Genomic DNA, 17,689 nt, shown 5'->3' on the forward strand with positions numbered 1-17,689 from the left:
CGTACGGGCTCTCAGGCGGTCGGCCGGTCCTCGCCCGAAGTCACGAGCCGTGGGCCAGGAAGCGTTTGAGTACGCCGACCCAAGCGGTGTTGCTGCTGCCGTGTGAGCCGCCTCCCCACAGGACGACGGCCTTGGCGGCCTTGCTGGAGGCTTGAAGCTCGTACGACCAGAGCGCGGGGGGTATGTACTGCCCGGCATGTAGGCCTCGGCACTGGGGCCACAGGTACGGGTACACGGGTTTGCCAGGGGCGAACTGCCTGGCCTCGGCGAGGGACTGATCGAGCCTGTGCTGCCAGCTGGCTGTGCTGTCCTTCGAGCTTGTGTAAAGACCGGGGAAGAACGCATCCTCGTGCGCCGCGAGGGCGCGGCCCAACGGGTAGTACCTGCGGCTGGTGTTGCCGAGCAGATCCCAAAAACCGATCTGTTTGTGCGGGGCGACTTCACGCGTCCACGTCAGCAAGGTCGACAGTTTCCGGAAGCGGCGCTCGGCCACTTCTGGCGTGCCGGTGAGATAGAACTGGCGTGGAGCAACGTCCTGTGCAGAAGGCGAGGATGCCGGCGAAGCAGCAGCGTCCGATGCTCCGTCTTGGCATCCGGTCAGCAGCAGCATGCCGATAACAGCGGCAAAAAGACGTCTCATGAGTCGAAGCTATCCAGGCTTTTCGTGGGTCTTCACAAGAAAGGGGAGCCAGGTGACCGGCGTTCCGAGCGGATCGGCGCCGTCGAGGTGCCATCGCTCCGGGCCCGAGTCTGCCCAAGGCCGATCAGAAGGCCAGATCACGCATCGCTGCTGATGGTCGATGCGCGGATGGGCCGTGCCTCAGGACCCGGCGGGGCCGTGGGCGATGGTGCTGAGCCACTGGGTGACGACGGTGTCGTGGGCGGAGGCGAGGACCACGTTCGCCGGGTTGGCGCGGGCTTGGCCGAGCGCACGGTGTTGCGGGGGATAGACCCGGCAGCGCCCGAGCAATCCGCCCCGACTTCTGGTACGGCGATTACGGTGACCACGGCGATTCATACCCGGCCATCCGGAACCGGGATCTTCCCGGCTACGGACAGTGCCGCATGAATCGGGGGTTTGCGGATGCGCCGGGGAGCGGCCCCTTGTGCATCCATCCCCGCCGGGTAGGGTCTGAGACCGGCCCGGCCAGGCGGTCGTGCGCTGTTGAACCGTGAGGATGTGTCAGCCCGGGTCGGAAAATCGGCCCGTGTGGCTCGGACTTCCGGCTGTCTGCCCGCGGAGGTGGCATGGAGCGACAGGCTGTTCACCGGGTGAACCGGGGGCCTCGACCCCCGCACCGGCCGACGGCGGCCGCGGCGGAGTCGGGGTCTTCGGCGGTCTCCGACGGCTTGGCGAACCGGACGGGCGGTGAGCGGCCCGATGCCGCGGGACGGTTCGGCCCGTGGCATGCCCGTGACGCTGTCCGTCCCGACCCCCGGCCATGATCCACAGCGGCGCGGCCACTCTTGCGCGGGTCGGTATCCCTCCCGGCGGTCACGGCACGACTCCGTCGTAGAACTGGTCGCGGCCACGCCCGGCCACGACACCAGCGCCTGAAGGAGAGACAGAGGAACGTGGACGGTCACCTGAACCTGGACGGGCACCCCGGCCGCGACCGGCACGGGGACCCGGGCCGAAAGCCTGCCCCGGGCCCTGTCCCGGGGCGGCGTGGTGGGACGGAGCCAGGTCCCGAGGGGAGGGCTGCAGCCCGCCCGGTGGTGGACACGGGGCCGCCGCAGGCCGGGCGGGGCGACGTAGGAGCGGCCGCGTCCGGGGCCGAAGGCGCCGGCCTGGTCCGTGACGCCGACGGCGCTCCGATCCAGCACCTGCGGCTCCACGTGCCGGACGCCCGCCGCGTCCGGCCCCCCTCCCGCCCCGACCGCCCGGGCAGTGACGGCGAGCACCGGCTCCAGGAGCGCATGGGCACCACGGACCGTGCCGCCAAGTTCTACGACGAGCAGGTGCTCGACCGGCTGAACCCGCGGATGCGGGAGTTCGCGGCGCGGCAGGAGATGTTCTTCCTTGCCACCTCCGACCGCCACGGGGAGTGCGACAACACCTTCCGGGCCGGCCCTCCCGGCTTCGTCCAGGTCTTCGACGACAGGACGCTGGCCTATCCCGAGTACCGCGGCAACGGCGTCCTCGCCAGCCTCGGCAACATCCAGGAGAATCCGCACGTCGGCATTCTCATGATCGACTTCCTTGAGGACCGGATCGGCCTCCATGTCAACGGCCGGGCCCGTGTCCTCGCTGACGAAGAGATGCGCCGCGAACGACCGGACCTGCCGGTCGACCCCGCGCCCGGTCGCCGGGCCCGGCTGTGGGTGGAGGTCACGGTGGAGGAGGCGTACATCCACTGCGCCAAGCACATCCCGCATCTTCGGAAGGTGCCGGCACGCGGGGACCGCGCGTGGGGCACCGACGACTCCAAGCGCAAGGGTGGTGACTTCTTCGGCGCGGCCGAGGCAGCCCACCGCGCCGCGGACGAGCGCCCGCGCCGCGAGGCGGGAGACCCCCCGTCAAGTGCATCGGCCCCGCCGCACGCTGCCCGGCCCGTCGGAAGGCCCTGGTGACCGGAGTCGCCCGTGCGCGATCCGGGTCGTCTCGTCTGGGTGGCACCGGATGCCTGATGACGGAAGCCCGGGCGGGGCTGGGTTGGGTGGCGCTGGTGTGGCCGTGGCGGTTCCGGTAGCCGGGACGGTTGTGGGTCAATGGGATTCCATGCGCCGGCCGCAGACGCCGCAGCCTGGGTGGACAGCGCACGGCAGTGAACTCGCGGACGACCAGCTTGCGCAGCCGCTCATGGTCCGGCGGATCGGAGTCGAGCATGCGAAGGCGAGGCGTTCTCCCACTGCTTGGACAACCGCGGGTCCACAAGCGCGGCCCGGCCGGCCTCGTACCCGACTGCAACCCATGCCTCCGTACCTTCCGGAATCCGCACCTTGCGGACGGTCCGCGCTCCCGCAGCGCTGCGTGAGAGTCCTCGCCCGTCGCGGCCAGATCGGTCACCTCGGCTGCGTGGAATTGCCGACCAGCCACACCTTTCACATCCCATTGCACTCCAGGGGGATGAATTCGTTCCCGCCTTTGAGGAGTTCCTACTGACGGGATCCGCAGGGTCGCTTCCCGAGGGGGTCGTCATGTGTCGGACATCGCATGGTTGGGTGATGGTGGCGCGGGCCGGGAAGGCTGTACGTTCCCGCGCATGATCAGAATCGCAGTCATCGCAGTCATCGGCGCCCTGGCAATCTCCTTCGGCACCTCGGCGTTGACCGTGTCGCCCTGGTGGTGGCCGGCCGCCGTGTTGTGTGCTGCGGTAGCCGGAGTCGGTACTCATGATCTGCTTCAAAAGCGCCATTCGGTCTTGCGTAACTATCCGGTACTGGGGCATATCCGTTTTATGCTGGAGTCGATCCGGCCGGAACTTCAGCAGTATTTCATCGAGCGTAATTACGACGGTCGTCCCTTCGACCGTGATGTGCGCAGCCTCGTCTATCAGCGCGCCAAGGGAGCCGAAGCGGAGCTCCCGTTCGGCACCGAGCGGAACGTCTACGCCGAAGGCTACGAATACTTCGAAACGTCGATCAGGCCACTCCCGGTGCGATCGGAGGAGCCCCGCGTCCGCATCGGCGGTCCGGACTGCACCAAGCCCTACGACATGTCCTTGCTCAACGTCTCGGCGATGAGCTTCGGTTCGCTGTCAGCCAACGCCATCCTCGCTCTGAACCGGGGGGCCGCCCTCGGCGGCTTCGCCCATGACACCGGAGAGGGTGGCCTGTCGGAGTACCATCTGCGTCATGGCGGGGACCTGGTGTGGGAGATCGGCACCGGATACTTCGGTTGTCGCGCCGCGGACGGTGGTTTCGACCGCGTGCGGTTCGCCGAAAAGGCTTCCCACGACAACGTGAAGTGTGTCTCGCTGAAGTTGTCTCAGGGAGCCAAGCCCGGTATCGGAGGGGTGCTGCCCGGAGAGAAGGTCACCGCCGAGATAGCCCGGGTACGCGAGGTTCCCGAGGGGCGGACCGTCATCTCGCCCCCCTACCACCAGGTCTTCAGCACACCCCGGGAACTGATCCGGTTCATCGCCGAAATGCGCGAGCTGTCCGGGGGCAAGCCGGTCGGCTTCAAGCTGTGCGTGGGCTCCCGGCGGGAGTTCCTGGCGGTGTGCAAGGCCATGATCGAAGAGGGCATCACGCCGGACTTCATCATCGTGGACGGAGCCGAGGGCGGCACCGGAGCGGCCCCGCTGGAGTTCGCCGACCACCTCGGCAGTCCACTCACCGAGGGACTGATCACCGTCCACAACGCCCTGGTCGGCACCGGCCTGCGGGACCGGATCAAGATCGGCGCCAGCGGCAAGGTGGCCACCGGCGCCGACATCGTCAAGCGCATGGTGCAGGGCGCCGACTTCACCAACGCGGCACGTGCCATGATGTTCGCGATCGGATGCATCCAAGCGCAGAGCTGTCACACCAACACATGCCCGGTCGGCGTCGCCACACAAGACACGCGCCGAGCACGAGCGTTGAACGTGGACGACAAGTCGATCCGGGTTCACCGCTTCCAGTCCGCCACGGTGAAGAGTGCGCAACAGATCATTGCCTCGCTGGGTGTGAGCGAGCCCGCCGAACTGCGCCCGCACATGCTGCGACGGCGCGTGGACCCGGTAACCGTCCGCTCCTACGCGGAGCTCTACGACTGGCTGGCCCCCGACCAGTTGCTGATCGATCCGCCGGAGTCATGGGCAGCGGACTGGAAAGCCTCTGATCCCGACCGTTTCACCGTCTGACGGGCGATCCCTGTCTGTTGGCCCCGACAGCGGTCAGGTAGTTCACCCCGGGTGACGGGTGTTGCCCCGCGAGGTTCGGCCGAGCCGCCCGTTTCCGACGGACATCACTGAGCGCCACTGCGGAAGGGAGAGCAATCGCCGATCCGCGGTCGGCCTCGTCAGGTGGCTCGGGGTGGTGTCCCGCCGCGGGCGCACACCCGGTCCCGTCCCGGATCAGAACGCCGGCTCACGACCGCGTTCGACCACGTGCCGGCGCGCCCGTACCACGCCGCCGGGTGCCGGCACCGGTCTCCTGAAGCCATTCGGGCAGGTCGGGCGGTAGGCGCCGTAGCCGGGCCTGGGTCCTCGAAGCGCTTGTACGGCTGGCGGTCGAGCAGGTGGCGACGAAGCGGCTCTGTCGACCATCACGCGTGGCGGCCCCAGCCACCGGGCAAGTGGTCAGCGCGGTGCGCACGGGGTGCTGTACACGTCGACCACGGTGTGGAACTGCTCGCGCGCTTCGTGGAAGCGCCCCGCCGCCAGGTAGAACCGGCCGATGCGGCAACGGATGTCCATCTGCAGCCGGTCGTAGCCGGGGGGTCTTCCGGCGCGAGGCGGCAGGCACGATTCCGGCCGAGGTCACCGTCGCCGGTACCGCGCCGAAGAGTGTCTCCCGGCAGGAATTACACATCGGCCCGGACCCGTGCGGATGCCCGGACCCGTGCGGATGGTCCGGCACAGTGATCGTGGACGTGTGGCTGCAGGGCACGTCAGCCAGCACGCACGACGCCGTCGGAGGATGCCGGGGATCCACACCGACTGACCTAACTCCCATATATTTTCAGGCAGTTCGGCGATGTCCGGGGTAGAAGGCGCCGGTGGCGGCCTTGCGGTGCACGGACAGCCGCCGCCCATCCGCCATCGGGGACACCGGAGCGAGCAGACGGCCACTGTCGCCGGGCGGCGTGCGACGGCCCCGCTCGCACACGGCTACCGCTCAGGGGATGACGAGCTCCCGGCCGTGGTAGAAGCCCTCCCGCTCCTCGACGACGTACGGGGCCATGCCGGCACGCCGCTGCGTTTCCGATGCGGAGGCGCGCCAGGAGTCACATGCCTCCTTGGAATCCCAGAAGGACACCCCCGTGATCTCCTGCCCGTCCTCGGACCAGTACGCAAAGGCGCGGCGCATGCCCTGCGGATGGCCGGCCGGCCGCCACGCCTTCTCGAAGTCCTCCAGAGCGCCTGGCTGAATACGGCGGGTCGTGACCCAGACGAAGTGCTCCTCCATCGCCGCCTCCTCCTCTGCACCGGTTCGGCTCATGGGCGCCACATCGACCACGGTAGATCCATGGCAGCGATCGCGCCCGCGTGGCGTGGGCGGGCCACCGGGGTTCGTGGCGTGGTGTCGCTCGGACGTTTCCGGTCGTGAAGGGCGGTGGCGGACCATGGAGGTGAACGGATTCGGAGTCGCAGGGGCGACCTGTCGGCGGTGATGGCGATGAAGGGTTCGATACGGCTCGGGACGGTCTGCGGACTGGCGGTGCGGGCGCACTGGAGTGTGCCGCTGATCATGCTGCTTTTCGCCTACGCACTGGCCCGCCAGGTCCTGCCAGGGTCTGCGCCGGGCCAGGCGCCGGTGGTGTACGCGGTTGCCGGCGTCGTCGGTGCTTCGCTGCTGCTGGGGAGCCTGGTGGTGCATGAGGCGGCGCACGGGCTGACGGCACGCAGGGCAGGGATCTCCGTGCGGGACATCACGCTGTGGGCGCTCGGAGGACTGACCCGGATGGACCGGCCCGCGACGGCACGGGCCGCGTTCACGGTCGCCGGCAGCGGGCCGCTCGCCAGCCTGCTCCTCGGCGGCATCGGGCTGGGGGCGGCGTACGCGGTGCAGGCCGCGCTGGGCTGGCGGATTCCCGTCGCCGTGCTGGGCTGGCTGGGTGGCACGAACCTGCTGCTGGGCGTCTTCAACCTGTTGCCTGCCGCGCCCTTGGACGGAGGCCGGCTGCTGCAGGCCGTGCTGTGGTGGCGTACGGGAGACCGCGAGCGGGCCCAGCGGGCGGCGGGCCGCGCCGGACAGATCGTGGGCATGGCGCTGGGCGTGGTGGGATGGCTGGCGTTCGTGAGGGGGACGACGGGCGGACTGTGGCTGATGCTCGTCGGGCTGTTCGTGGCGAGTGCCGCCGCGGCCGAGCGGCGCTGGGCCGAGCTGGTCACAGCCCTGCGCGGCGTACGGGTCGAGCAGACGATGACCACTCCGGTCGTCACGGGCCCCGACTGGCTGACCGTGGACCGCTTCCTGTCCGAGGTGGCCTCCCGGGCCCGGCACTCGGTGCTGCCGCTGTTGGATTTCGACGGCCGCCCCAGCGGTGTCGTACAGCTGCGTCAGCTGGCCGTCGTACCACCCGGACGACGCGAGTCGCTACGGGTGGGGGACCTCGCGGCACCGCTGTCACGGTGCACCATCGCCGCACCGGAGGAACTGCTGAACTCCGTCCTGGAGCGCCTTGGCACCGGCGGCGGACTGCCCATCCTGGTCCTGCACGACGGTCGGCTCTGTGGAATCGTCACCGCCCACGACATCGACCGGGCTCGGCAAAGTCACCGACGTCCGTCGGGTCTCCCTCAGTCCTCAGGGCCGCCGCTCCGAGCCCCCGGCAGCCGGAGCGGCCAGGCACCCCACCCTGGCCCACGGCGGCCCCGCCGCGGCGGGACCCCGGCAAGCGGGAGCGGTCCCGCGTGACCTGTGTCGCCGTTGCGGAGGTGCGGGAGTCAAGTCGGCGCCGCCGAGTCCGCTTGGATGGGCGTCCGGGTGGGGCTGATCGAGCCGGGTATGACGGTGACGGAGATGGCGACCGGCCCCGGGGCCGCTGCCGCCCGTGGTGTGCCGCAGAACGCTTGGCTGCATGCCGAAGACATCGCCCGTGCCATCACCTTCATGATCACCCAGCCTCCGCATGTCGCGGTCAACGAGATCATGGTGCGCCCCACGGCCCAGGAACACTGACCGTCGGCGCGGGAGATGCGCGCGAGGTACGCGAGCGAGCAGCCTCCTCATCAGCTGCCCGCCGCCGTCATCCGGTGATGCGAGAACGCATCGTCCCGGCCCCCATGCACACGCACGAGTACGGACTCGACGATCATGAGCGAGCACAGTCGGCACTCACGCGTCGAAGGCGCGGTCCTCCCTGGGACTTCGACCGGTGCTGTACAGCTCAGGCCCATAACATGCACCACACGCTCGACATCCGCCTGGCGCGTGTGACCGAGTTGTCCGGCGTCGACCCGCACACCGCCCGCGGCGGCAGCTTTTCGGCGCCGCGCCGGCCCTGCTCCGGATGGGCGGGACACTGGACGGTCGCTGCGCCAGGTCGGCTGCATCACCGTCCGATGTCGGTTACGTTGATAAAGCACCTGGTCAGAGGGTAGTAACAAACCGTAACCCACCGGGGACGCTCCATGACCGGTCTGACCGTTGTCCTGTTGCTCGTGGTCCTGGCCACAGCCGTGGCGACCGGTGCCCGGCTCTGGAGCCTGCCGGCTCCATCACTCCTCGTGATTGCCGGTCTGGTCGTGGGGCTGATGCCCTGGGTTCCCGAAGTTCGTCTGCCGCCTCACGTGATCAACGTGCTGGTGCTGCCGCCACTGCTCCACGCCTCGGCCGGGGAAATCTCCGTCCGCGACCTGCGCACCGTGTGGAGGCCTGTGAGCGGGCTGGTCTTCGGCCTGGTCCTCGCCTCGGCCATCGGCGTCGGGTACGTGGCCCATGCGATCACTCCGCTCACCGCTGCGACCGCGCTCATCCTCGGCTCCGTCCTGGCCAGCACCGACCCCGTGGCCGTGACCGCGCTCGGCCGGCGCCTGTCCCTCCCCCCGCGCGTGCAGGCCATGGTGCAGGCGGAAAGCCTGTTCAACGACGCCACCTCGCTGGTCCTGTACAAGGTCGCCGTGGCCACCGCGGTGTCCGGCAGCACCATCAGCGTGCCCGGGACCGCCCTGCAGTTCCTGATCCTTGCAGGTGGAGGAGCCCTCATCGGTGCGGCGGTCGCCGCCGTGGTGTCCCTGATCCGCAGACGGACCGACGACCCCATGCTGGAGACCGTCATCGCGCTGGTCACCCCCTACGCGTCCTACGTCATCGCGGAGCAGTCGCACACCTCCGGGGTGACCGCCGTCATCGTGTCCGGGGTCGTCCTCGGCAGCACCGGACACAAGCTCAGCAACGCCCCCGTCCGCCTCCAGGTCCACGCCGTCTACGACACCGTGACCTTCCTGCTGGAGAGCGTCGTCTTCGCCCTGATCGGCCTCGAACTCCCCTCGGCCGTCCGTCATCTCACGCGCGACGAGCACGGCTGGCCACTGTGGGTGCCGGTGATCGCGTTCACCCTGCTGGCGATCCGCCTGCTGTGGATCTTCCCGCTGTCCGCCCTGATCCACCACCGGGACAGGGCGGGCGACAACCGCCTCTCCTGGCGCGTTCCGGCCGTCCTGTCCTGGGCGGGCACCCGAGGCGTCATGCCGCTGGCCGCCGCGCTCTCCATCCCCCTGGCCACCCACACAGGGGCGCCGCTGCCGCACCGGGCACTCATTCTCACGCTCACCACCGGGACCGTCGCGCTCACGCTCGTCTTCCAGGGTTTCACCCTGGCCCCCGTCGTCCGCCGCTCCGGCATCGCTCTGGAACCCGAGCACACCGTTCGCGAGGAGGCGCGGACCCGCCGACACATTGCCTACACCGCTCTGGAAGAACTCAAGCAGCTTGGCGATCTGGATGAGCTCGCCGATCTGGGCGCCGCTGCGCAGGCCGCCTTGAAACAAGCCCGTCGTCATCTGGAAGCGCGCATCCACCAGGTCGAAGACGCCCACTACAGCGACCCGGACGCCCGACCTGCCGATGCCTACCGCGAGATTCGCCGGACACTCATCGCCATCGAGGCGGCCGAGCTCCAGCGCCTCTACGAAGCGAACAAGATCAGCAACCCCACCCGGCGCCGGATCCAGCACGAACTGGACCTCGAAGAAGCCAGCCTCCGTCCCCGCGACTGACTGCCGCCGCCGGTAACCTGCTCATACGGTGACGGGGCACGCGACAAGACCTCGGCAGAGGCGCGAGCCAAGTTCGGTTGGACAGGTGGAACCGCCCTGGCGTCCGCACGACCGTATCGCCAGTGGTCAACTCGCCCCGCCGACACATGTACGCAGCCCTGGCGGTGGACCTCGTGGAGAAGACCGAGCCGGCCGGGTGGGGCGGAGAAGGAAGGCGGGCTATGCCTCGCGCATCGGGTGCACGTGGGCGAACTCGTCGGAGAGGATCCCCATCACGACGAGATCGCGGTGTCGGCCGGCGAGGAACACGCGATCCCGCAGCAGGCCTTCCTCGACGAAACCCAGCCGTCGGTGCAGTGCCAACGACGCCTCGTTGTGCGCGAAGATCCGCGCTTCGCACTTGTGATAACGCCGCTCGGCGAACATGAAGCGCAACAGCAGAACGGCTGCCTGCGCGGCATGGCCTTTGCGCCGGTGATCGGCGCCGATCGTGATGCCGTACTCGAACCAGCCCGCACGTGGGTCGGCGTGGTAGGAGCCGACGGCGCCGACGAGTTCGCCTGTGTCGACGGTCTCGATGGCGAGTTGGAAGCAGTCTCCGTCGGGTGTGGCCGTGGCCTGCTCCTTGGTCCAGGCGCGGAAGCCCTCGGCGGAGCGCGGCGGGTTCAGCAGGTCTCCCAAGTGCTCCTCGTCCTCGGCGAAGCGCATGAACCCGGTCCAGTCGTCGGGCTCGATACCGCGCAGGCGTATCCGCTCGCCCTTCCAGAACGATGTCATCACGCCATCCGATCATGGGGCGGGAGGCGCCGTCCAGGGACAAGGCCGCCCTCGGCCGGCGCCTCCTCGAACAGCTGACGATCAGCTGACGGATCCAGGCCCGGTTACGGCTTGCGGGCGAGGCCGCCGTGTTCGGCGATGACTTCCGGGGTGGGCGAACCGGGGGCCGGGCGCCACTGGGTGACCGAGACGACGCCGGGCTCGATGAGCTCCAGGCCGTCGAAGAACGCGGTGATCTCCTCGACGGTGCGCAGGTTGTACGGGACGGCACCGCTGTTGTTGTAGACGTCCTGGGCCTGCTCGAAGACGGGGTCGACGCCGAGTGAACCGTCGTTGATGGACAGGTAGCTGCCCGACGGCAGAGCGTCCATCAGGCGGGTGGCGATGGAGCGGGCCTGCGCGTGATCGGCGACGTGTCCGAGGATGTTGCTGAGGATCAGCGCGACCGGGCGGTCGAAGTCCAGTGTCTCGGCGGCGACCGCGAGGATCCGGTCCGGATCGGTCACGTCGGCGTCGATATAGGCGGTCGCGGCCTCGGGGGAGGAGTAGAGCAGGGCGCGGGCGTGGGCCAGGACCATCGGGTCGTTGTCGACGTAGACGATCCGCGCCTCGGGCGCGAGCCGCTGGGCGACCTCATGCGTGTTGTCGGCGGTCGGCAGGCCCGTGCCGACGTCCAGGAACTGCCGTATGCCCGCCTCCCGCACCAGATACGCGATGTTGCGGTGCAGAAAGGCACGGCTGCTGCGGGCGATGGTGACGATGCCGGGGAAGACGGCGGTATAGGCGTCGCCGGCCTGCTCGTCGACCGTGTAGTTGTCCTTGCCGCCGAGCCAGTAGTTCCAGATGCGGGCGGAGTGCGGCACCGAGGTGTCGATCTTCTGGCGCATCTCGGGTTCCGGTGTCGTCGCGGGGTCGGTCATCAGTCGCAATCCGTCTTCTCGGTGGTGGTGTGCTTCTCGGTCATGGCGTGGATCGATCGTTCCTTGCACAACTTACGTCCGAGAGCCCGCCTATCGCCTGTCGGTTCGGATTCCCCGCCGTCGGGCGCTTCCTGATCGACCGTCCGGCGCGCGGTCCCGCTGCGTATGTGACGGTGAACAGCCCTCGTGGGTTCTCCTCCGCACGTCTCTTTCTACGTACGCCTGGAGTCGTAGCAAGGTCGCCCGGCAGACGGATCCGCGCACCGGCGCGGAGACGAAAGGGTGGTGACGTCCTGTAAGTCGACAGAAAGGAACAGCCATCGTGCGGATAGGACGTGTGGCGCCTCTGTTCACCGTGGGGATCACGGCAACACTGGTCGCCGCCTTCGCTCCGGCGCAGGCATCCGCGGCGGAACCGCTGAACAGATTCGAGAAGCAGAAGCCGGCGTGGCAGCGATGTGACGCCTCGCAGCCCGCCGCCTTACAGTGCGCGACGATCGAGGTCCCGCTCGACTACGGCCGCCCCGGCGGCAAGACGATCAAGCTGGCCATCTCCCGTATGCAGACCAGCGTCCCCGGCAAGCGGCACGGTGTGATCCTCTTCAACCCGGGCGGCCCGGGCGGCGAGGGCCTGGACATGCCGGTGATGATGAAGGGCGCGATGCCCAAGAAGGTCCTGGAGCAGTACGACCTCATCGGGTTCGACCCGCGCGGTGTGGGCCGCAGCAGCCCCGTCACCTGCGGTCTCCAGGGCGCCGAGCAGAACACGGAACACGCCTACCGGCCGGCCACGTTCAGTCGTGACGTCGCATGGGCCCGCACCGTCGCCGAGAAGTGCCGTGCGAAGAACGGCGACAGGCTTCCGTACATCACCACCCGCAACACCGCCCGCGACATGGACGTCATCCGAGCCGTCCTGGGCGAGAAGAAGCTCTCCTACCTGGGCTACTCCTACGGCACATACCTGGGCGCCGTCTACGCGCAGATGTTCCCCCAGCGGACCGACCGCTGGGTGCTGGACAGCTCGGTCGACCCCGCACGGGTGTGGCGCGGCATGATCCAGGTCTGGGCGGAGGGCACCGAGCCGGCGTTCACCCGCTGGACGAAGTGGACCGCGCAGCACGACCGCACCTACCACCTCGGCAACACCCCGGCCAAGGTGAAGAAGACGTTCTGGAACCTGATCGCCCGGGCCGACCGCTCTCCCATCGACGACGGCGGCCGGAAACTCACCGGTGACGACATCCGTGCCTCCCTGCGCGCCGAGTTCTTCAGCCCCAAGTACGCGGCCGAGGCGGTCATGAACCTCATGAAAGCCGCCGACGGCCATGCCACCCCCGGCCGTTCGCTCGTACCGGCCGATCAGCGGGGAACGCCCCAGCGCGCGGCCTTCGCCGCACAGACGCCGGCCGACAACGGCTCGGCCGCCTTCTGGTCCGTCGTCTGCGGCGACACCGCGGCCTGGCCGCGCGACCCCGAGCAGTACCGGCATGACGCGATTCAGAACAAGGCCAAGTACCCGATCTACGGCGACTTCGGCTCCAACATCACGCCGTGCGCGTTCTGGAACAAGCCGGCCGAACCCGTCACCGCCGTGAACAACGACGTTGGTGTGCTCACCGTCCAGAACCAGTGGGACTCCCAGACACCTCTGGTCAGCGGCCTGGGTATGCACCGTGCCCTGAAGGGCTCGCGCATGGTGTTCGTCCAGGGCGGCGAGGGCCACGGCGTCTACTCCGGCGATCCGCATGCCTGCGCGAACATCGCCGTGAACTCCTACCTGAGCACCGGGAAGCTCCCGGCGAAGGACGTCACCTGCAAGGTGTCCGGCCGTCAGAGCCCCGGTGTGAACCAGAGCATTGTCCCGGAACCGCAGCACACACCGCAGGCGCCGCGCTTCTGACGCTGCGTCGCTGACAGGCGGGGTTTGCCGGGTACGGGGTCGTCCGAACGGCCGGCGGACACGTAGAGGGCGGTCGATGGAAGGCGTTGGGGAATATCCAGGACATGAGGTCCTACCTGGCTTCCCAGGTCTCCGACGTCTCCCATCGGTGAGAGGGCGAGCTGGTCCTGGCACGGCCATGCCGACTCCGCCGCCGAACTCGACGCCCGGCGCGTCCCGGTGGCGTCCGGTGGTGTGTACTGGGGCGGCGGACTGTGGATCAGCGCCCTTGAATTGCCCCGGATCGGGCAACTGTGCATGCGCCGGCGGCAATGGGGCACACGCCGGGGAGCACAGGTCGAGTCGCTTCTCGTCGAAGTGTCCGCCGCGATCGAGCCGATACCGGTGCTCCGAGGCAGTGGCCGCAGCGGGAACCCCCAGGTAGGACCTGGGGGTTCTGCATTTCTCACCGCCGGTGCGGCCAGGCTCAGTTGAGCTGGAACGTCGCCTCGACCGGGTAGTGGTCGCTGGGAGCGTTGGTGTCGGTCTGCCCGCTGGTCCAGCCGGACTGGGGGTCGAAGTCCACCTTGACCGCGGACATCGCGGCCGGCGCCGGGCGGCCCGGCGCGTTGAGATAGCCGATGTAGTCGAGGTCGTCCCGGTAGTCCTTGGGGAAGGACTCGACGCCGGACATGTACTGACACCAGGCGGACACCGGGCAGTCCATGGTCCGCAGGGTCTGGTCCGGGTCGGTGGCCGGGGTGCCGAGCACGCCGTTCACCGCGCTCTGGGCGTTGGCGTAGTCGCCGCGCGACTGGCCGCCGTAGTACTCCACGTTCATGTCTCCGCCGATCAGGACCGGCGCACTCGAACCGACGATGCCGTCGACCCAGGAGCGGATCTCCCTGAGCTGGGCGAGCCGCGTGGACTGGGTCGTGTCGGTGGAGGTGTCGGACTCGTCGGCCTGCAGATGGGTGCCGACCACCCAGCTCTTGGCCCCGTCCTTGTCGATCTGTACCAGCGCGGCGCCCTTGTTGGCGTGGTAGTCCCAGGTGCCGTAGGTGGAGTTGCTGAAGACGTGGGCGTACTGCGCGCTGATCGGGTACTTGGACAGGATCATCGTGCCGCCGTTGATGACGAACAGCGAGTTGGAGCAGTCGCCGCTGATGCCCGTCCAGCCGCCCCCGGAGCAGGTCTGGCCGACGACCGGGGTGTGGTACGGGTAGAGATCGGCGAGCTTGCCGATGATGTCGGGGGTCGAGGTGTTGTTGAAGTTCTCGTCCAACACCACCACGTCGGCGTTGTGCTGACGGATGATCGACTCGATGGTCGGGGTGCGCTGGGCCGCCTTCTCGTGCTGGGTGCTGTCGACGATCGCGGTGCCGAGATCGACGTTCCAGGCGAACACCGAGAGGTCGGTGCTGGTGCCCGCGCTCGCGGTGGGGGCCGCGAAGCCACTGAGGCCGAGCAGTGCAGCTGCCGCTGCGGAGGTGAGGGCGGTAGCTGTACGACGCGAGACCATGCGCTCTCCTGGTGGAAGTGGGGTAGTCCCGACCCCTGAACGGTCGGGTCGCGTACATGACAGCGCGACTCTAGGTGCTCACCGGTACAGCCGAGGGAACTTCGATCGATCTGTCCGTGGAGAAAAGGTGTATGGACAAGTTCGCCGTATCGCGGGCGGATCCCACCGGCCAGCGCCACCTGTTCCCCGCAACGTGCGCACATGTGAAGCCGGCTCGGAAAGCACGCCTAGGGTGGGGGTATGGGCGGCGGCGTGGTGACGCTGTTCCTGTGCGGCGATGTCATGCTCGGGCGCGGCGTCGACCAGATCCTCCCGCACCCCGGACATCCGGTGCTGCGCGAGGGGTACGTCACGGACGCCCGGTCGTACGTGGAACTGGCCGAGGCGGTCAGCGGTCCGATCCCCGCGCCCGTCGACCCCGCCTGGCCGTGGGGCGAGGCACTGCGGGTGCTGGAGCGGGCCGCCCCGGAAGCCCGGGTCGTGAATCTGGAGACGGCGGTCACGCGCAGTGCGGCGTTCGCGCCGGGCAAGGCGGTCCACTACCGGATGCACCCGGCCAACCTGCCCGCACTGGCAGTGGCCCGCCCCGACGTGTGCGTCCTGGCCAACAACCATGTGCTGGACTTCGGGCGGGCGGGCCTGGCGGAAACGCTCGACTCGCTCGCTGATGCGGGGCTGCGGACCGCGGGCGCGGGACGCGACGCCGACGAGGCCTACGCGCCCGCTGAGGTCCCCGTCGGCGCCAGCCGCCGCATCCTGGTGTTCGCCCTCGGAACGCTGTCCAGCGGCGTCCCGCCCGACTGGGCCGCGAGCACCGACTGGCCCGGCGTCGCCTACGCACGTGCGCTGTCACCGGAGGCTGCCGAGGCCGTCCTCCAGCGGGTGCGCCGGGTACGGCGACCGGGCGACATCGTCGTCGTGTCGGTGCACTGGGGTTCCAACTGGGGTTATCTCGTCCCCCGCGACCAGAAGCACTTCGCGCATGCCCTGATCGACGGCGGCGTCGACATCGTCCACGGACACTCCTCGCACCATCCCCGCCCCGTCGAGTTGTACCGAGGCCACCTGATCCTCTACGGCTGCGGTGACTTCATCGACGACTACGAGGGCATCTCAGGCTACGAGGAGTACCGCGACGACCTCCGGCTCGGCTACCTCGTCTCGGTGGCGGCGGACACCGGGTGCCCGACCGGCATACGGATGTTCCCGCTGCAGGCACGCCGGATGCGGCTGGAGACCGCGGCGGACGAGGACCGCGCATGGCTGCGTACGACCCTCGACCGGATCAGCAAGGGCGTCCACATAGAGGTGGAGGCCGACGGCATGCTCAGCCTCGTACCCCCGGACGCCGCCCACGGACCGGAGACCCGCCGGTGAACGGCGGCCGACGCAAGCTTCTCCTACTCAGCCGATGCCGCGCCCAGGCACTCCACGCACCATTCCCGCACCGTGTCCGCGACCTGCTCCAGGGCGCCGGGTTCCTCGAACAGATGGGTGGCTCCCGGGATGACGCGCAGGGTGCTGGGGGCCTGGAGCTGTCGCGCGGCCTCCTCGTTGAGCCGGAGCACCTCGGTGTCGCTACCGCCGACGACCAGCAGGACAGGTGCGCGTACGGCCGGCAGCGCGTCGCCCGCCAGATCGGGTCGTCCGCCGCGGGAGACCACGGTCAGGACGCGGTCGGGGTGCTCGGCGGCGGCCCGCAGGGCAGCGGCGGCGCCGGTACTGGCACCGAAGAGGATGATCGGCAGCTCACTGGTACCGGGCCGGTCGCCCAGCCACTCCATGGCCGCCACCAGACGACGCCCCAGCAGCGCGACGTCGAAGCGGTGCTCGGCGGTCACGACGTCGCGGCGTTCCTCCTCCTCGGTGAGCAGATCGATCAGCAAGGTGCCCAGCGCGGCCTCCCGCAACGCCGCGGCGACCGCCTGGTTGCGCGGACTGTGCCGGGAACTGCCGCTGCCGTGCGCGAACAGCACCACGGCACCCGCGGACTCCGGCACCACGAGATCACCTGGGAGTGCGGCGCCGTCGGCCGGCACCACAACCGTCTCGGACTTCATGGCCATCAACTTCCCCGAAAGACTCCGAAGACCTCGGTCGTCTCCTCGTACTCACTGCGTACCCCGCACTGGCCCGCCGCGCTCGCCGAACCCACGATTGAAAGCCCAACAAGACATGCGCGACGCGCCGCGCGCACGATGGCTACAGGCCGTGCGAGGGGTACTCGATGGGTTGGTGCACGGCACCGGCGACCCCTTGAGGGAGCCGAATTGTCCACGCTCGAGATGGAGGGACGAGCGATGACGACTGCGAAGGACATCATGCACCCGGGTGCCCAGTGGATACCCAGGTACGAGACGTTGGACCGTGCGGCACAGATGATGCGGGACCACGGGCTGGGCGCACTCCCGGTCAGCGACCCCGACAACAAGGACCGGATGTGCGGCATCATCACCGACCGCGACATCGTGGTGAAGTGTGTCGCCTACGGTCACGACCCCGCGCAGATGACCTGCGGTGACCTGTGCGAGGGCACCCCACGGTGGATCGACGCCGGCTCCGACATCTCCGAGGCGTTGCGGGAGATGGAGAGCCACCAGATCAAGCGCCTCCCGGTGGTCGAGAACAAGCGAATGATCGGGATGATCAGCGAGACCGACATCGCCCGGCACCTCACCGACGACCAGCTCGCGGAGTTCGTACACCGCGTGTACGCAGCGTGATCCCAGCGAGACGGCCGGTCGGCGCGACATGTCGTCCAGAAGACATCGGCGTA

The 17,689-nt window shown here is 69.0% G+C and carries 15 protein-coding genes; 8 read left to right on the forward strand and 7 right to left on the reverse strand.

The window, feature by feature from the left end; translation table 11 throughout:
* Positions 1-40: 40 nt before the first annotated feature.
* Together AV521_RS19155 and AV521_RS49340 are read right to left on the reverse strand one after the other, a co-directional pair.
* Positions 41-640: a hypothetical protein gene (locus tag AV521_RS19155; protein ID WP_143658624.1), complete on the reverse strand. Its 600-nt coding sequence runs from the start codon at positions 638-640 to the stop codon at positions 41-43.
* 180 nt (positions 641-820) lie between these two features.
* Positions 821-970: a hypothetical protein gene (locus tag AV521_RS49340; protein WP_179023222.1), complete on the reverse strand. Its 150-nt coding sequence runs from the start codon at positions 968-970 to the stop codon at positions 821-823.
* 746 nt (positions 971-1,716) lie between these two features.
* On the opposite strand from AV521_RS49340, the gene AV521_RS52705 reads away from it, so the two are divergent.
* Complete coding sequence (locus AV521_RS52705; protein ID WP_256725612.1) at positions 1,717-2,574, forward strand: pyridoxamine 5'-phosphate oxidase family protein; 858 nt, start codon at positions 1,717-1,719, stop codon at positions 2,572-2,574.
* Between the two features lie 632 nt (positions 2,575-3,206).
* Positions 3,207-4,790 carry an FMN-binding glutamate synthase family protein gene (locus tag AV521_RS19165; protein WP_076089681.1) on the forward strand — a complete coding sequence of 528 codons (1,584 nt, stop codon included), beginning with the start codon at positions 3,207-3,209 and terminating at the stop codon, positions 4,788-4,790.
* A gap of 976 nt (positions 4,791-5,766) precedes the next feature.
* Here AV521_RS19165 and AV521_RS19170 read toward each other — a convergent pair.
* On the reverse strand, positions 5,767-6,090 hold the full coding sequence (locus AV521_RS19170) for a hypothetical protein (protein WP_256725613.1): 324 nt from the start codon (positions 6,088-6,090) through the stop codon (positions 5,767-5,769).
* A 177-nt stretch (positions 6,091-6,267) separates the two neighbouring features.
* Between AV521_RS19170 and AV521_RS19175 the strand changes: the two genes are divergently transcribed.
* The 3 genes from AV521_RS19175 (at position 6,268) to AV521_RS19185 (ending at position 9,812) form a co-directional block, all read left to right on the forward strand.
* Positions 6,268-7,509 carry a site-2 protease family protein gene (locus AV521_RS19175; RefSeq protein WP_079249329.1) on the forward strand — a complete coding sequence of 414 codons (1,242 nt, stop codon included), beginning with the start codon at positions 6,268-6,270 and terminating at the stop codon, positions 7,507-7,509.
* Positions 7,510-7,578: 69 nt separating this feature from the next.
* Positions 7,579-7,773, forward strand: coding sequence for a hypothetical protein (locus AV521_RS19180; protein ID WP_256725614.1), 195 nt, complete (start codon positions 7,579-7,581; stop codon positions 7,771-7,773).
* 452 nt (positions 7,774-8,225) lie between these two features.
* Positions 8,226-9,812: a Na+/H+ antiporter gene (locus AV521_RS19185; RefSeq protein WP_076089683.1), complete on the forward strand. Its 1,587-nt coding sequence runs from the start codon at positions 8,226-8,228 to the stop codon at positions 9,810-9,812.
* Positions 9,813-10,031: 219 nt separating this feature from the next.
* On the opposite strand, the gene AV521_RS19190 is transcribed toward AV521_RS19185, so the two are convergent.
* A complete protein-coding gene (locus AV521_RS19190; protein WP_076089684.1) occupies positions 10,032-10,589 on the reverse strand; it encodes a GNAT family N-acetyltransferase in 558 nt (185 codons plus the stop codon).
* 104 nt (positions 10,590-10,693) lie between these two features.
* Complete coding sequence (locus AV521_RS19195; RefSeq protein ID WP_076089685.1) at positions 10,694-11,509, reverse strand: SAM-dependent methyltransferase; 816 nt, start codon at positions 11,507-11,509, stop codon at positions 10,694-10,696.
* A gap of 322 nt (positions 11,510-11,831) precedes the next feature.
* On the opposite strand from AV521_RS19195, the gene AV521_RS19200 reads away from it, so the two are divergent.
* Positions 11,832-13,412: an alpha/beta hydrolase gene (locus AV521_RS19200; protein WP_076089686.1), complete on the forward strand. Its 1,581-nt coding sequence runs from the start codon at positions 11,832-11,834 to the stop codon at positions 13,410-13,412.
* A gap of 466 nt (positions 13,413-13,878) precedes the next feature.
* Here AV521_RS19200 and AV521_RS19205 read toward each other — a convergent pair whose 3' ends face one another.
* Positions 13,879-14,913, reverse strand: coding sequence for a sphingomyelin phosphodiesterase (locus AV521_RS19205; RefSeq protein ID WP_076089687.1), 1,035 nt, complete (start codon positions 14,911-14,913; stop codon positions 13,879-13,881).
* Positions 14,914-15,153: 240 nt separating this feature from the next.
* On the opposite strand from AV521_RS19205, the gene AV521_RS19210 reads away from it, so the two are divergent.
* Positions 15,154-16,290: a CapA family protein gene (locus AV521_RS19210; protein ID WP_076089688.1), complete on the forward strand. Its 1,137-nt coding sequence runs from the start codon at positions 15,154-15,156 to the stop codon at positions 16,288-16,290.
* A 23-nt stretch (positions 16,291-16,313) separates the two neighbouring features.
* Here the strand turns inward: AV521_RS19210 and AV521_RS19215 are convergent, their stop codons facing one another.
* A complete protein-coding gene (locus tag AV521_RS19215) occupies positions 16,314-16,973 on the reverse strand; it encodes a dienelactone hydrolase family protein (RefSeq protein ID WP_076089808.1) in 660 nt (219 codons plus the stop codon).
* A gap of 240 nt (positions 16,974-17,213) precedes the next feature.
* Between AV521_RS19215 and AV521_RS19220 the strand changes: the two genes are divergently transcribed.
* Positions 17,214-17,636, forward strand: coding sequence for a CBS domain-containing protein (locus AV521_RS19220; RefSeq protein WP_076089689.1), 423 nt, complete (start codon positions 17,214-17,216; stop codon positions 17,634-17,636).
* The last annotated feature ends 53 nt before the right edge of the window (positions 17,637-17,689 follow it).

Source organism: Streptomyces sp. IMTB 2501 (assembly GCF_001953885.1).
Classification (GTDB): Bacteria; Actinomycetota; Actinomycetes; order Streptomycetales; family Streptomycetaceae; genus Streptomyces.

Bases quoted from the DNA above. Each gene is read 5' to 3' on its own strand.
- AV521_RS19175 (WP_079249329.1), top strand. From the start codon at position 6,268: ATGAAGGGTTCGATACGGCTCGGGACGGTCTGCGGACTGGCGGTGCGG.
- AV521_RS19220 (WP_076089689.1), top strand. From the start codon at position 17,214: ATGACGACTGCGAAGGACATCATGCACCCGGGTGCCCAGTGGATACCC.
- AV521_RS19205 (WP_076089687.1), bottom strand. From the start codon at position 14,913: ATGGTCTCGCGTCGTACAGCTACCGCCCTCACCTCCGCAGCGGCAGCT.
- AV521_RS19195 (WP_076089685.1), bottom strand. From the start codon at position 11,509: ATGACCGACCCCGCGACGACACCGGAACCCGAGATGCGCCAGAAGATC.
- AV521_RS19170 (WP_256725613.1), bottom strand. From the start codon at position 6,090: ATGAGCCGAACCGGTGCAGAGGAGGAGGCGGCGATGGAGGAGCACTTC.
- AV521_RS19190 (WP_076089684.1), bottom strand. From the start codon at position 10,589: ATGACATCGTTCTGGAAGGGCGAGCGGATACGCCTGCGCGGTATCGAG.
- AV521_RS19165 (WP_076089681.1), top strand. From the start codon at position 3,207: ATGATCAGAATCGCAGTCATCGCAGTCATCGGCGCCCTGGCAATCTCC.
- AV521_RS19155 (WP_143658624.1), bottom strand. From the start codon at position 640: ATGAGACGTCTTTTTGCCGCTGTTATCGGCATGCTGCTGCTGACCGGA.
- AV521_RS19210 (WP_076089688.1), top strand. From the start codon at position 15,154: ATGGGCGGCGGCGTGGTGACGCTGTTCCTGTGCGGCGATGTCATGCTC.
- AV521_RS19185 (WP_076089683.1), top strand. From the start codon at position 8,226: ATGACCGGTCTGACCGTTGTCCTGTTGCTCGTGGTCCTGGCCACAGCC.
- AV521_RS19215 (WP_076089808.1), bottom strand. From the start codon at position 16,973: ATGAAGTCCGAGACGGTTGTGGTGCCGGCCGACGGCGCCGCACTCCCA.